Annotated in this window: 13 protein-coding genes; 5 read left to right on the top strand and 8 right to left on the bottom strand. The window is 34.4% G+C overall.

The genetic code is table 11. The annotated features are described in order from the left end of the window. Positions 1-42: 42 nt before the first annotated feature. The 4 genes from cysC to AC1RRQ_RS22740 all read left to right on the top strand — a co-directional run bounded on the left by cysC (position 43) and on the right by AC1RRQ_RS22740 (position 3,077). Positions 43-564 (top strand): adenylyl-sulfate kinase, encoded by a 522-nt coding sequence (gene cysC / locus AC1RRQ_RS22755; RefSeq protein ID WP_493025305.1) that lies wholly within the window; start codon positions 43-45, stop codon positions 562-564. Between the two features lie 126 nt (positions 565-690). Beyond that, on the top strand, positions 691-1,374 hold the full coding sequence (locus AC1RRQ_RS22750) for an aspartyl/asparaginyl beta-hydroxylase domain-containing protein (RefSeq protein ID WP_493025304.1): 684 nt from the start codon (positions 691-693) through the stop codon (positions 1,372-1,374). Positions 1,375-1,383: 9 nt separating this feature from the next. Continuing rightward, positions 1,384-2,352 carry a sulfotransferase family protein gene (locus AC1RRQ_RS22745; protein WP_493025302.1) on the top strand — a complete coding sequence of 323 codons (969 nt, stop codon included), beginning with the start codon at positions 1,384-1,386 and terminating at the stop codon, positions 2,350-2,352. Positions 2,353-2,414: 62 nt separating this feature from the next. Continuing rightward, on the top strand, positions 2,415-3,077 hold the full coding sequence (locus AC1RRQ_RS22740) for a TrmH family RNA methyltransferase (protein WP_493025301.1): 663 nt from the start codon (positions 2,415-2,417) through the stop codon (positions 3,075-3,077). A gap of 161 nt (positions 3,078-3,238) precedes the next feature. Here the strand turns inward: AC1RRQ_RS22740 and AC1RRQ_RS22735 are convergent, their stop codons facing one another. From AC1RRQ_RS22735 to AC1RRQ_RS22700, 8 genes are all read right to left on the bottom strand, one after another. Next, positions 3,239-4,198: a transporter family protein gene (locus AC1RRQ_RS22735; protein WP_493025299.1), complete on the bottom strand. Its 960-nt coding sequence runs from the start codon at positions 4,196-4,198 to the stop codon at positions 3,239-3,241. A 278-nt stretch (positions 4,199-4,476) separates the two neighbouring features. Then, on the bottom strand, positions 4,477-5,526 hold the full coding sequence (locus tag AC1RRQ_RS22730) for a cytochrome-c peroxidase (protein WP_493025298.1): 1,050 nt from the start codon (positions 5,524-5,526) through the stop codon (positions 4,477-4,479). Between the two features lie 171 nt (positions 5,527-5,697). Continuing rightward, positions 5,698-6,501, bottom strand: a complete 804-nt coding sequence (locus AC1RRQ_RS22725; RefSeq protein ID WP_493025297.1) for an MbnP family protein — start codon at positions 6,499-6,501, stop codon at positions 5,698-5,700. 115 nt (positions 6,502-6,616) lie between these two features. Continuing rightward, positions 6,617-6,994, bottom strand: coding sequence for a hypothetical protein (locus tag AC1RRQ_RS22720; protein ID WP_493025296.1), 378 nt, complete (start codon positions 6,992-6,994; stop codon positions 6,617-6,619). Between the two features lie 306 nt (positions 6,995-7,300). Next, a complete protein-coding gene (gene secA, locus AC1RRQ_RS22715) occupies positions 7,301-10,645 on the bottom strand; it encodes a preprotein translocase subunit SecA (RefSeq protein WP_493025295.1) in 3,345 nt (1,114 codons plus the stop codon). A gap of 85 nt (positions 10,646-10,730) precedes the next feature. After that, positions 10,731-10,952, bottom strand: coding sequence for a DUF2795 domain-containing protein (locus AC1RRQ_RS22710; RefSeq protein WP_007138072.1), 222 nt, complete (start codon positions 10,950-10,952; stop codon positions 10,731-10,733). A 218-nt stretch (positions 10,953-11,170) separates the two neighbouring features. After that, complete coding sequence (locus tag AC1RRQ_RS22705; protein WP_493025294.1) at positions 11,171-11,740, bottom strand: cob(I)yrinic acid a,c-diamide adenosyltransferase; 570 nt, start codon at positions 11,738-11,740, stop codon at positions 11,171-11,173. A gap of 101 nt (positions 11,741-11,841) precedes the next feature. Then, complete coding sequence (locus tag AC1RRQ_RS22700) at positions 11,842-12,528, bottom strand: ABC transporter ATP-binding protein (protein ID WP_493025293.1); 687 nt, start codon at positions 12,526-12,528, stop codon at positions 11,842-11,844. 290 nt (positions 12,529-12,818) lie between these two features. Between AC1RRQ_RS22700 and AC1RRQ_RS22695 the strand changes: the two genes are divergently transcribed. Beyond that, on the top strand, positions 12,819-13,478 hold the full coding sequence (locus tag AC1RRQ_RS22695) for a DUF6565 domain-containing protein (RefSeq protein ID WP_493025292.1): 660 nt from the start codon (positions 12,819-12,821) through the stop codon (positions 13,476-13,478). Positions 13,479-13,547: the final 69 nt, after the last annotated feature.

Below are 13,547 nucleotides of genomic sequence, written 5' to 3'. Positions count from 1 at the left end.
ATTATCTAGTTTTAATGTTCAATTAAGAAATAGAAAATTGAAATGCTTTTAATACAATTTACAGGATTATCTGGTTCGGGAAAAACGACACTGGCCGAAAATGTTCGACAATTATTAATTCAAAATAATTATAAAGTCGAAATAATTGACGGCGATGTATACCGAAAAACGATTTGTAAAGATCTGGGATTTTCTAAAGAAGACAGATGCGAAAATGTGAGACGTCTTTTTGATGTTGGAAGAAACTTTGTTGAGGATAATACCATTGTATTGATGTCAGTAATCAATCCTTATGAAAGTGTACGAAATGAATTAAGACAGTATCAATTTGTCAGGACTGTATTTTTAGATTGTCCGGTAGAAAATTTAATCGAAAGAGACCCAAAAGGATTGTATAAAAAAGCGTTGCTGCCGGATCATGACAATGATAAAATTAAAAATTTTACCGGAATAAGCGATGTTTTTGAAATTCCTGTAAAAGCAGATTTAATTTTAAAAACCGATTCTGAATCGGTGACTTTTTCGACCAATAAACTGTATCATTTTATTGTTTCCAATCTGTAAAACAAATTCGAATTTTGGGCTTTTCTGAATTTGTAAAATTTTGCCTATTTATGAGATGATCAAGTTCTTATAAATTATATATTTACGTACCCAAACAAATCATGTCAAATTTAATCTTAGTAATGTATGAATCCTTCGTCAAGCAGACTTTCTATTACTTTTTCGATAGATAAATTACAAGAAGAACTTGCTTTATGCGAAAGTGAGTTATGGACACCGCACTTTAATACCGGTCGTTATGAAGGAAATTGGACCAGTGTTTCTTTACGATCGCAGTCAGGATCTATAAGTGATATTACTTCTTTCCCAAATAAAGAGTATAAAAATACTGCTCTCCTTGACCGCTGTAATTATTTTAAAGAAATTATGGATTGGTTTCAATGCGAAAAAGAAGCCGTTCGTTTATTGCGATTAGGACCAAACAGCGAAATAAAAGAGCATGTTGACAATGATACTTCGTATGAAGATGGATTTTTTAGAATTCATGTTCCTATTATAACCAATTCTGAGGTTTATTTTTATGTCGACAAAAAACGCATTCAAATGGAAATGGGAGAGTGCTGGTATGCTAATTTTCAGTTACCGCACAGTGTAGAAAATAAAAGCACCGAACCTAGAATTCATCTCACAATTGACTGTATAAGAAACGAATGGTCTGATAAACTATTTGCCGAAATGGGATTTGATGTTAGTTATGCCCCTAAGGAAATTGAATATTCAGACGAAATTAAACAACGTATTATCGAGGAACTTTCTCGAAACCCATCAGAAATAAATGCCAAAATTATTGCAGATCTTCAATCCAAATAAACTCCAAAAATGAAAAATATAAGCCATTCTCTCTCTAATTGGATTCCGTATAAATTAATCGAAAATGATAATGAAGTTTATTTTGAATGGATTTATCTCTCAGATAAAAAAATTACTGAACCCTTTTTTGAAGAAACTATTTCGAAATGTAAAGTTCATGATTTTAATTCAAAAAGAAATAAAGTTGTAAGTACAGCCGAAAATGTGATAGAATGGTCGCAAGAATTAGAATCTGTCGAGTTAAAATCGCTGGTTTTTCATGTTTCAAGATGTGGTTCTACTATGCTGAGTCAGTGTTTTGCTGCTTCTTCTGAAAATATCATGATTGCTGAAGCACCTATTATTGATCAAATTTTAAGAAGTGATTATTTTGGGCTAGATAAAAAAACGCGTCTTATAAAATCGGTACTTAAATTTTTAGGCCAAAAAAGATTTCCTGAACAAAAATATTTAATTGTAAAACTCGATGCCTGGCATATTTTCAACGCAGGTTATCTTAGATCAATTTTTCCTGAAATCCCTTTTGGATTATTGTACAGAAATCCGACTGAGATTTTAAAATCGCACCAAAAAATGATGGGAATGCACATGGTGCCTAATTTAATTCCGCCAAGTGTTTTTGGGATTTCGCCTCAGGAAATAAAAAAAACAAGTTTTCAGCAGTATGGAGCTTTAGTTTTGGAGAAATATTTTCAGGGATTTCTGAATTTTTACAAAACAGATCAAAATACTGTGCTTTTAAATTATAATGAAGGAATGAGAAATGCGCTTGAAAAATTAATGGCCTTTATTAATGTTCATTATTCTAATGATGAACTTGAAAAAATTTTTGAACGTTTAATTACGCATTCTAAAAATAAAAATGTTGTTTTTGAAGGTGATTCGTTTAAAGAAGAAGCGCTTCAGGTAGATTTTTCTAAACTCAATACTTTGCACGAAAAACTAAACAATACATTACTCGAGCATTTAGAACACTGAAAATACAAATGAATTTTTGTTTTGTTTATTTCTAATGTATTTTTGTGCCAAACACATACAAAATGATTGATTTAGATTACCTGGCATTTCTTGAAAATATATTAACGGACAACCGAAAAGAAAAATTTCTTAAAGTATTAGCAAATCGTACCAAACATTTTACTATTGCGGTCGAAGATGTTTTTCAAATGCATAACACAAGCGCGGTAATGCGCAGCTGTGAGGTTTTTGGAATTCAGGAATTAAATGTTATCGAGCAGCGTTACGGAAAACGAATCGATAAAGAAATTGCAATGGGAGCTCAAAAATGGGTTGACATTAATAAATTTGATTCGGTTTCAAACTGCCTTTCGACTTTAAAAAATCAAGGATATCAAATTATAGCAACAACGCCTCATGAAAACGATTGTCTGCTTGAAGATTTCGATATTTCAAAACCCAGTGCCTTATTTTTTGGTACAGAAAGAGACGGATTGTCAGAAGAAATTCTTCAAAATGCCGATGGTTTCTTAAAAATCCCCATGGTTGGTTTTACAGAAAGTTTAAATATTTCCGTTTCAGCTGCCATCATCATCCAAAACCTAACCAACAGATTACGAAATTCAGATATTGACTGGCAGTTAACCGATCAGGAAATTCTGGAAAAACGTTTGGCTTGGGCTAAAAATTCAATAAAAGATATCAAAAGAATAGAAGCACGTTATTATCAGGAAAATCCATTGTAAAATTAAGTTTCTAAGATGCTAAGATACTAAGGTTCTAAGTTTTTCTCTTAGGATTTTTCAGGATAAAAATAAGCCGGAAATTCACAATTTTATCGCAGATAAAATTGTGAATTGCAGATAAAAAAAACTTAGAACCTTAGTCCCTTAGAGCCTTAGCACCTTTATAAAGTATAATTCAAATTAACACTCCATCTGTAATTTGCCTCCATATTTCCATTCGAAAGATTTTGTTTGATAGGAAGCATCGCATTTACACCAATCGAGAATTTATTTTTTCCTGCTTCAATACCAAATTTGCTAAACAAAATATCTCCTGCAGTATTTGGTAAATCTAGAGAATGCTGCTTATTAGTTTGATATACTTCGCCTGCCAGACCCGCTTGCGGTACAATCTGAAACTCTTTTGCATTAAATAAATAGAAAAAAGTACCTCCATAATTAAACTGATCGCCGTACTGGTAATTTTTACTGTTTTCAGTTTTAAAAATATAATTTGCCGTTGCGTTTAAACCTAGATTATTTCTTTTAATAACATATTCAGTCACCAATGGAAAATCCCAGCTTCCGGTTCCTAATTGAAAACTCTGATTGATACTTCCTAAGTTGTTAATTTCCTTGAATTTTCCGGTAGGAATCTTAACTCCCCCGCCAATATTTACTTTATGTGTAAAAACCGCGCTGTCTTTTTTAGTTTCAAAAACCGTATAAAGTCCCATAATGGTAATATCGCCAAGACCTTCAATACTTTGCGTTCCGGCCGTTAATTCTCTTTCATGAAAATGATACGGAACCAAAGCCGAAATCTGAATTTTCTCTGTAACCGGAATTCTTGCCCAAGCCTGAATGGTGTTGAAGTTTTCATCAATCCACGGAGAATTGGCGAAGATTCCGTCACGGCTCGTATAACTTTGTTTAAAATACCTCAAACCAACAAAATTATTGTTCAGCATCGAACTAAAACCCATGCTTCCGCCGCTTGCAGAACAACCGCAGGCGTCGCAGTCAAAATCTTCCATCATTTCTAAACGGTGAAAAGTGAAGGCCGAAATACTATCTTTTACAGTAAAACTAAAAGCCGAAAAACCAGCCAGAAGAACACATATTACTATTAATTTTTTCATTTTAATTATTTTTAGGAGCTAATCCCGCTTTTCGTTTCAAGCTTTTTTCAAAATCCCATTTTTCTAAAAGTTTATAAAGCTTCCGTTGGTCGCTTCATAAACTCAAGAAAAATTTGGTCTTTTTTCAAAAAGGCTTTCCACTGCAATCGGGGCTAGGACACCTGTTTTTATTCGTTTATTTTTTTGCCACAAAGTGTATTTGTAGAGACGCACTGCAGTGCGTCTAACACGTTGTAGACAATCTTTGCGCAGACGCACTGCTGTGCGTCTCTACGTTCTTAAAATTCTGCAAAACGCTTATCTGTTAAATACTGTGTATCCGTCAACGTTTTTAGAAAAGCAATTATTTGTTTTTTCTCTGTTGCATTAAGAGCGATTCCGAATTTCCCATTCTGTTTTAAAATAGGATCTAATGTTTGAGAATCCTCAATACCGCTTGCATAATGATCCAGAACACCTTCGAGAGTTCCAAATCTTCCGTCGTGCATATATGGTCCCGAAACTTCTACATTTCGTAAACTTGGTACTTTAAACTTGTAGTAATCACTTGCCAGTTCTGTTACTTTATATCTACCCACATCGTTAACGGCCGGGTTTACAGCTAAGCCATTATTTCGGAACGAATTATCGGTTTGTAAATCTGTTGCGTGGCACGAAGCACATTTAGATTTAAACAAATCGTAACCTGCCAATTCATCGGAGGTAAACGTACCACCGGATTCATTGCGTCGGTATTTGTCAAACTTAGAATTAGATGAAACCACCATAACCATAAATTGCGAAAGTGCTTTCAGCATGTTTTCAGTTGTAATGGCGTTATCGCCAAAAGCCTGTCCAAATAGTTTTTGATACTCTTTGTCGCCTTTCATCATTTTTAGAATCGCAGTCAAATCGCCATTCATTTCGATAATACTCGTAAGCGGAATAATAGGCTGTAAATCTAAATGATCTGCTGCTCCGTCGTACATAAAAATGCTTTGGAAAGCTAAATTCTGAATTGGCGGTGTATTTCTCGTTCCCTGTGCATTGTCAACTCCGTGACTTACGGTGTGTCCGTGATGCGTAAAGGCGTTGGCTTGTATATGGCAGAATCCGCATGAAACTACTCCGTCTGAGGCTAAACGGCCGTCGTAAAAAAGTTTTTTTCCTAGTTCAAATCCTTTTTCTGTTGGAGGATTTAAGGCAATATTATAAGCAAGATCAGGAAAATTTGACGGGACTTTAAATTCCAGCGGAATGTTTACATAAGCTGCATCGTTGTCATCCTGATCTGAACAGCTCCATAATAACGGAACTAGCAGCCATAGAAAATATTTTATTTTCAACATGATTTTTGGGTTTTAAGAAGCACAAAAGTTGTTGTTTAGCCCTCCCGATGGCTATCGGGATACACGATATCCTTTTATGGTCTCGTTTCTTTAACGAGACCATAAAAGATTTAGCGGATAACGGGACGTTACGTCTGTGGAACCTTAGCTTTTGTGCTCCTGAAAATAAATTTAATCGTTATGTACGTGATCTACTCTAAACATTGTGCTGATGTTTTGAGTAATCAATGGTAAATTTGCACCACCCATAATCATCGCGCCCATGCCGCCCATGTTGTTGTCTGAAAGTTTGATTTTGTTTTTTCCGTCAATGATTTTAGAAAGATCTGTAATGATGTGAACAGCAGGAGTAATGTTAGTACGAACCAAAGCTTTTGTAGGTAAGTCTAATGTTACATCAGTATAGTTGTAATCTGTTCCGGTTTTTCCGGTATGAATCATAAATGGAGCAGCAGTTGTTACGGTTGGAGAAGTAAAGTTACCTTCTAAAGCAAAGAATTTGTAACCCGCAGCCCAAGACCATAACATTCCGGCATCATTAGCTTTTGCAAGAAAATCTCCTTGACCAGCAGCGCCTAGTTTCCATTGTTCTTCGTCAACTCCAATTCCAAATTTTACTTTTACATAATCTCCGGCAGGAATATCTGTTAATTGAAATTGTTGTCCGGCAGCAGTAGCTTCGTCAGCAATAAAATAACTTTTGCTTTTTGGGTATACAAAAGTAGATCCGTCGGCTTTTGTAAAAACAACGTTGCTCACGATATATTTTACAAGAGAGATTTTTAATACTTCGCTGTTAGAAGTTGTGTTTCCCTGTGTGTTTAAAATTAAATCGTTAGTTCCGTAAGCGTTATCGAATTTTAAAGTGATTTTTCCGTTTCCTTGAGCTGTTTCGTTATTATCATCGCTTGAACAAGAAACTAGAGATATAGATAGTGCTACAATAGCAAATGCTTTGTATAAAATATTTTTCATTTTATGAATTTTTATATAATTTGATTTAAATTTTGAGAATGCGTAAACGCTTTTTCATTGTTTTTTGAACAACGAAAATTGATTTCAGTTTTGAAATGAAATCGGATTTAAAAAATTATATAAAAACGGAAGGCGGACGAAAACCTACAATTGAAACCGAAATAGGTTTTTGGTCTAAAACAGCAAAGTTTTTTGTTTTAGTTTCAATTGGAGCGATCAATTTGTATTGTGCAGTAATTGTATTTTGAATGTAAACAATCTCTGATTTCTCTTTTAGATTGTCTTGCATTTTCTTTTCGTTATCGGCGTATTTTTTCAGGCTTTTTTGAAGTTCGCATCGACCATTACATGTATTGAAAACCTGCTTGCGCTGCACACAAATGGTTTTTACAATTTCGTCCTGATTTATTTTGAAAGAAGCATAAACAAAGAAATTGCCAAAAGATGGCACTAGCAGGATACAAGAAAGTAATATGATAAAAAACTTCTTCAAGAGTAGGTTTCATTGTTTTCGAATGCAAAAATACACTTAATTCGTTTTGTTTTTAACTTTTCTTTAAAAAAAGTTTTCAGTTTTTCAGTCGCAGTCTCAGTGTTCAGTCTCAGTGTTCAGTCTCAGTATTCACAGTTTTGGTTTGTAAACTGTAAACTGTAAACTGAGACTGCAACTGCAAACTATTTAAAACTAAAAACCCGACAGGTTTTTAAAACCTGTCGGGTTTGATATGTAATTTAAGTATCAGTCTGAAAACTGTCCACTGCGACTAAATACTGAGACTGTAAACTGAATACTAAGAAATTATTCTTTAACAATAACCCAAGCTCCTGAAGCTAAAAGAGTTTCTGCTTTTTTGTATTTCATTGTTTCTGTTTTACCAGTTGCAACTTCCTGAACAGTTACATTGTCATTACGATTGATTTTTGGATTATCTCTCACAATGGTTTCTGTAACCTGACGCTGCTGCGTTTCTCCAGCTTCGCGATTAATATCTTCGCTGCTTGGAATTTCGTCTTTGCTTAATTTGAAGTTTTCTTTTTGACGAACTTCTCTTGCTTCGTGAATTTCAGGAACGTTTTGAGCTGGTAAATCACCTTTGAATAAGAATGAGATAACTTCTTTGTTAACGTTGTCTAACATTCCTCTAAACAAGTTGAAAGCTTCTAATTTGTAAATAAGCAATGGATCTTTTTGCTCATGGACAGCTAATTGAACAGATTGTTTCAATTCGTCCATTTTGCGTAAGTGTTTTTTCCAAGCTTCATCAACAATAGAAAGTGTAATGTTTTTCTCGAAATCAGCAATTAATTGAGCTCCTTCGCTATCGTAAGCTTTTTTAAGATCTGTTACTACATTCAAAGTTTTGATTCCGTCAGTAAATGGAACTACAATTCTTTCGAAATGATTGTTTGGCTCTTCGTAAACTCCTTTGATAATTGGGAAAGCTTCTCTGGCGCTTCTTTCTGTTTTTTCTGTATAGAATGCTAAAGCTTCTTTGTATACTTTTCCTGTAATTTCAATGTCTGATAATTTTACGAAATCAGCTTCTGAAATTGGAGAAGTAATTCCGAAATAACGAATTAAATCAAAATCAAATCCTTTGAAATCATTTGTTACTTTATTACTGCTTACGATTAATTCGCAAGTATCATAAAGCATATTAGCGATATCCAGTTTCAAACGCTCACCAAATAAAGCGTGGCGACGACGTTTGTAAACTACTTCACGCTGTGAGTTCATTACGTCATCATATTCTAATAAACGTTTACGAACACCAAAGTTGTTTTCTTCTACTTTTTTCTGAGCACGTTCGATAGATTTAGTCATCATAGAATGCTGAATAACTTCACCTTCTTTCAATCCCATTCTGTCCATTACTTTTGCTACTCTTTCAGAACCAAATAAACGCATTAGGTTATCTTCAAGAGAAACATAAAATTGAGAACTTCCCGGATCTCCCTGACGTCCTGCACGACCACGTAACTGTCTGTCTACACGACGAGAATCATGACGTTCTGTACCCACGATTGCTAAACCTCCGGCAGCCTTTACTTCTGGAGATAATTTAATATCGGTACCACGACCAGCCATGTTTGTTGCAATAGTTACAACTCCGGCTTTACCCGCTTCTTCTACGATTTGTGCCTCTTGTTTGTGCATTTTAGCATTCAAAACGTTATGTGTAACGCCTCTCATTTTTAACATTCGGCTTAATAATTCAGATATCTCTACAGAAGTTGTTCCAATCAATACTGGTCTTCCAGCGTTTGATAATTCGGTAACGTCTTCGATAACAGCGTTGAATTTTTCACGTGTTGTTTTATAGATGTAATCTTCTTTATCGTGTCTTGCGATTGGACGGTTGGTTGGAATTTCAACAACATCCAATTTATAAATCTGCCATAACTCTCCAGCTTCTGTAACTGCTGTACCTGTCATACCACCTAATTTGCTGTACATTCTGAAATAATTCTGTAATGTAACAGTAGCAAAAGTTTGTGTAGCAGCTTCGATTTTTACATTTTCTTTAGCTTCGATCGCTTGGTGTAAACCGTCAGAATAACGACGACCGTCCATGATACGACCTGTCTGCTCATCGACAATCATAATTTTGTTGTCCATGATAACGTATTCTACATCTTTTTCAAAAAGAGCATACGCTTTTAAAAGCTGTGTTAAAGTATGGATACGCTCGCTTTTTACTCCAAAATCCTGGAATAATCTTTCTTTAGCTTCTGCTTCAGCATCTTTATCCAGTTTTTGTTTTTCGATAGCTGCGATTTCTGTTCCAATATCCGGAAGTACGAAAAAGTCAGCATCAGTATCTCCAGAAAGGTATTTGATACCGTTATCTGTCAATTCTACCTGATTGTTTTTTTCTTCAATCACAAAATATAAAGCTTCGTCAACTTTATGCATTTCGCGATTGTTGTCCTGCATGTATTGATTTTCAGTTTTTTGAAGTAATTGTTTAATTCCTTCTTCACTTAAAAATTTAATTAATGCTTTATTTTTAGGTAAACTTCTGTAAGCTCTTAACAATAAGAAACCACCTTCTTTAGTATTACCTTCTTTGATTAATTTTTTAGCTTCAGCTAAGAAACCATTTGCTAACTGACGTTGTTGTGCAACTAGGTTTTCAATTTTTGGTTTCAACTCGTTGAATTCATGACGATCTCCCTGAGGAACTGGTCCTGAAATAATAAGCGGTGTTCTTGCATCATCAATTAATACAGAATCGACCTCGTCGACAATTGCATAATTATGTTTTCTCTGCACTAAATCGCTAGGTGAGTGCGCCATGTTATCTCTTAAGTAGTCAAAACCAAATTCGTTGTTGGTTCCGTAAGTGATATCGGCGTCGTATGCTTTCTTTCTTTGTTCTGTACTTGGCTGGTGATTATCGATACAATCAACAGTTAAACCGTGGAATTCAAATAAAGGTGCTTTCCACGTGCTGTCACGTTTTGCTAAGTAGTCATTCACGGTTACTAAGTGAACTCCGTTTCCAGTTAAGGCATTTAAGTAAAGAGGAAGTGTAGCAACTAATGTTTTACCTTCACCCGTTTGCATTTCGGCAACTTTACCTTCGTGTAGTACCATACCACCAATTAACTGAACATCATAGTGAATCATGTCCCAAGTAATGTCTTTTCCGGCAGCATTCCATTTGTTTGCCCAAACAGATTTTTCGCCGTCAATAACAATATATGGTTTTGTTGCAGAAAATTCGCGGTCTTTTGCTGTTGCAGTAACTTCAATATGAGAGTTTTCTTTGAAACGACGAGCCGTTTCTTTAACTACAGAAAACGCCTCTGGAAGAATTTCCAATAAAGTTTTTTCAGAGATTTCATAAGCTTCTTTTTCAAGAGCGTCTATTGCATCATAAATGTCTTCTCTTTTGTCGATGTCTTCGATTTTCTCAACCTCGGCTTTAAGTGAAGCGATTTTAGCATCTTTATCTGCTCTCGCTTCTTTAATTCTTTCTTTAAAATAAACGGTTCTACCTCTTAGTTCGTCATGAGATAAACTCATTAAACTAGTTTCGAAAGTTTTAATTTTGTTTAAGTAAGGTTGTAAAGCTTTGACATCTTTTTGAGATTTATCACCTACAAAGACCTTAATGATGCTGTTTATGAAACTCATAATTTATTGTATTTCTTTATTATATAATGTAATTTGAACCAAAAAAAAAGCCTCTATGATGAGACTTTTTCCTTTGGTTTATTTTTTAATATTCATCCTCATTCCAAAGATAATCTTCGTCTGTTGGATAATCAGGCCAAATTTCTTCCATTGATTCATATATCTCGCCTTCGTCTTCTATTGACTGAAGGTTTTCTACTACTTCTAATGGAGCACCAGCTCTAATAGCGTAGTCAATAAGTTCGTCTTTGTTAGCAGGCCATGGCGCATCACTTAAATAAGATGCTAATTCTAATGTCCAATACATCTGTTATCTGTTTAGTTTGTGCAAAAATAAATTTTTTACTGAAAAAGACAAGTAAAATTTGATTTATTTTAATAAAATTTAAGAACGTCTTTGCTAGTATTCAGTTTTCAGTGCCATTTTTCAGTCTTAAAACTGAAATTTGCTGCTAATTACTGTGTTTTTTTGTATTCAGTTTTTTGTTTGAGTCTGCAGTCTGAAAAACTGAAAACTGTGACTGTTTACTTTCTCGGTATCCATTTCACTTCCTCCGCGTTAAGGTCTGAGGACAACTTTCGTGCCAATACAAAAAGGTAGTCAGAAAGTCGGTTTAAGTACATAATTGCGATTTCCGGAACGTGTTCATTATGGCTTAAATGTACTGCCAAACGTTCTGCACGACGGCAAATACAGCGTGCTATATGACAATGTGACACGGTTGGGTGGCCGCCCGGTACAACAAAATGAGTCATTTGAGGAAGGCTTTCTTCCATTTTATCTATTTCGTTTTCCAATAATTCGATATCAGAATCGATTATTCCGAGATTTTTTAATCTCAATTCGCCGTTTTTCAAAACTTCTTTTTCCTGCGGTGTTGCCAAAATGGCGCCTACTGTAAAAAGACGATCCTGAATTTCTATTAAAATAGTTTTGTAATGAGAATCGATTTCCTGATCGCGAATTAATCCTATATAAGAATTTAATTCGTCGACCGTACCGTAACTGTCAATTCTAATATGATCTTTAGGAACACGTGTGCCTCCAAAAAGAGCCGTTGTTCCTTTATCGCCTGTTTTGGTGTATACTTTCATTTTTTACTGAGTTGCTAAGGTTCTGAGATACTAAGATTCTAAGTTTCCTTTGCGGTTAAACAATTAACCAAATAAACGGTTAAACTATTTGAATTCTAAAATTATTTCGTTGTGTCGCTTTCAATTAATCCGTCTCTTAAACGAATAACTCGATGGGCGTATGCAGCAATATCTTCTTCGTGAGTTACCAGAATTACAGTATTTCCTTGTGCATGAATGTCTCCAAAAAGTTTCATGATTTCTACAGAAGTTTTACTGTCCAAGTTTCCTGTTGGTTCATCGGCTAAAATAATCGAAGGTTTGTTTACCAAAGCACGGGCAATAGCCACACGCTGGCGTTGTCCTCCTGATAATTGATTTGGCTGATGATCCATTCTGTCGGCCAGATTTACTTGTTTTAAAACTTCTGTAGCGCGGGCATTTCTTTCGGATTTTGAGTATCCGGCATAAATCATAGGTAATGCTACGTTATCTAAAGCCGTTGTTCTGGGTAAAAGATTAAAAGTTTGAAAAACAAATCCTATTTCTGTATTTCTAATTCCGGCCAGTTCATCATCGCGCATTTTGCTGACATCTTTCCCGTTTAAAATATATCTTCCGGAAGTTGGCGTATCCAAACAGCCTAATAAATTCATTAAAGTTGATTTTCCTGATCCCGAAGGTCCCATTAAAGCGACATATTCGCCTTTATTGATTTCTAAATTAATGCCTTTAAGAACATAAACGATTTCATTACCTAATACAAAATTTCGTTTTATGTCGGTTATTTTAATTAATGGATTTGCCATTTCTTTTTACAATTTTGGATTTAAAAGTACAAAACACTTTTCAATAAAAGAATGAGTAGCCGAGAATTCGTTTTTGTTACAAAAGCTTTTTGATAGTAGGTATCAAAAGAAATATATTTTTTAAAGTTGAAAACGGTTATATCATTCCGGATTGATTTTGCATAATTATCATTATTTTATGAGTTTTATAGATTTAAGATGTTTTTAAATTTTCAAAAGTGATAATAATGTAATTTGTTCGGTTGAATATTAGGTAAATTTGATTATCAATTAATTAAAACATCGAAATTATGAAAAACATACAACTAGTATTAGGAATCGCATTAATTGCATTAGGTTTTACATCGTGTAAGGATGAAAAACAAGAAAAAGCTCAAAAAACAATTGACTCTTATGTAGCCTATGTCGATTCAGTTAAAAATGTCTCAGCAGATAATTTAAAAGAAAATTGGAAATCTGTTGAATCTGAATATGATAGAAAATCTCAAGAAGCTCAGGCAGCGTTAGCAGATTTAAAAGATAATACTGCAGCGACTGAAAAAATAAATACGAGCAAAATTAAATATGAAGAGTTTAAAAATCAAATGACCACCGTTTTTGCCCCTCCAGCTCCGAGTCCGAAGCAGCAATTAAGAAACGCCTTGTTTGGTGAAGGAAAAATTGGCGACGATATGAACTTTGACTGGGTTAACGCTAAAAATATTCATAGTGTTTACCAACAATTCGTTCATACTGTTGAAGATAACAAAGACAAATATTCTAGAGAAGACTGGGATGAAGTTAAATTGATGTATGAAGCGCTTGACAGCCGTAAAAACACAGTTGAAAAAGAAGGTCTTACCTCTGAAGATAACAGAAAAATTGCTGGTTTAAAAATCAAATTTGCACCAATGTATACTGTTAACAGAATGGGTGCTAAATCTGAAGAGAACAAAGAAGCTAAAAAATAGATTTTAAAATTTTGAATTAGATAAAAAAGACGATCATTTAATGATCGTCTTTTTTTATGCTTTGATGAT

The organism is Flavobacterium sp. GW821-FHT12A05 (assembly GCF_058807735.1).
Note: the sequence above shows the minus strand (reverse complement) of the source record. Positions and strands in the feature narration are given on the sequence as shown.

What these genes read in the sequence shown, in the direction of transcription:
- cysC (WP_493025305.1), top strand. Translation starts at nt 43, where the DNA reads ATGCTTTTAATACAATTTACAGGATTATCTGGTTCGGGAAAAACGACA.
- AC1RRQ_RS22750 (WP_493025304.1), top strand. Translation starts at nt 691, where the DNA reads ATGAATCCTTCGTCAAGCAGACTTTCTATTACTTTTTCGATAGATAAA.
- AC1RRQ_RS22745 (WP_493025302.1), top strand. Translation starts at nt 1,384, where the DNA reads ATGAAAAATATAAGCCATTCTCTCTCTAATTGGATTCCGTATAAATTA.
- AC1RRQ_RS22740 (WP_493025301.1), top strand. Translation starts at nt 2,415, where the DNA reads ATGATTGATTTAGATTACCTGGCATTTCTTGAAAATATATTAACGGAC.
- AC1RRQ_RS22735 (WP_493025299.1), bottom strand. Translation starts at nt 4,198, where the DNA reads ATGAAAAAATTAATAGTAATATGTGTTCTTCTGGCTGGTTTTTCGGCT.
- AC1RRQ_RS22730 (WP_493025298.1), bottom strand. Translation starts at nt 5,526, where the DNA reads ATGTTGAAAATAAAATATTTTCTATGGCTGCTAGTTCCGTTATTATGG.
- AC1RRQ_RS22725 (WP_493025297.1), bottom strand. Translation starts at nt 6,501, where the DNA reads ATGAAAAATATTTTATACAAAGCATTTGCTATTGTAGCACTATCTATA.
- secA (WP_493025295.1), bottom strand. Translation starts at nt 10,645, where the DNA reads ATGAGTTTCATAAACAGCATCATTAAGGTCTTTGTAGGTGATAAATCT.
- AC1RRQ_RS22710 (WP_007138072.1), bottom strand. Translation starts at nt 10,952, where the DNA reads ATGTATTGGACATTAGAATTAGCATCTTATTTAAGTGATGCGCCATGG.
- AC1RRQ_RS22705 (WP_493025294.1), bottom strand. Translation starts at nt 11,740, where the DNA reads ATGAAAGTATACACCAAAACAGGCGATAAAGGAACAACGGCTCTTTTT.
- AC1RRQ_RS22700 (WP_493025293.1), bottom strand. Translation starts at nt 12,528, where the DNA reads ATGGCAAATCCATTAATTAAAATAACCGACATAAAACGAAATTTTGTA.
- AC1RRQ_RS22695 (WP_493025292.1), top strand. Translation starts at nt 12,819, where the DNA reads ATGAAAAACATACAACTAGTATTAGGAATCGCATTAATTGCATTAGGT.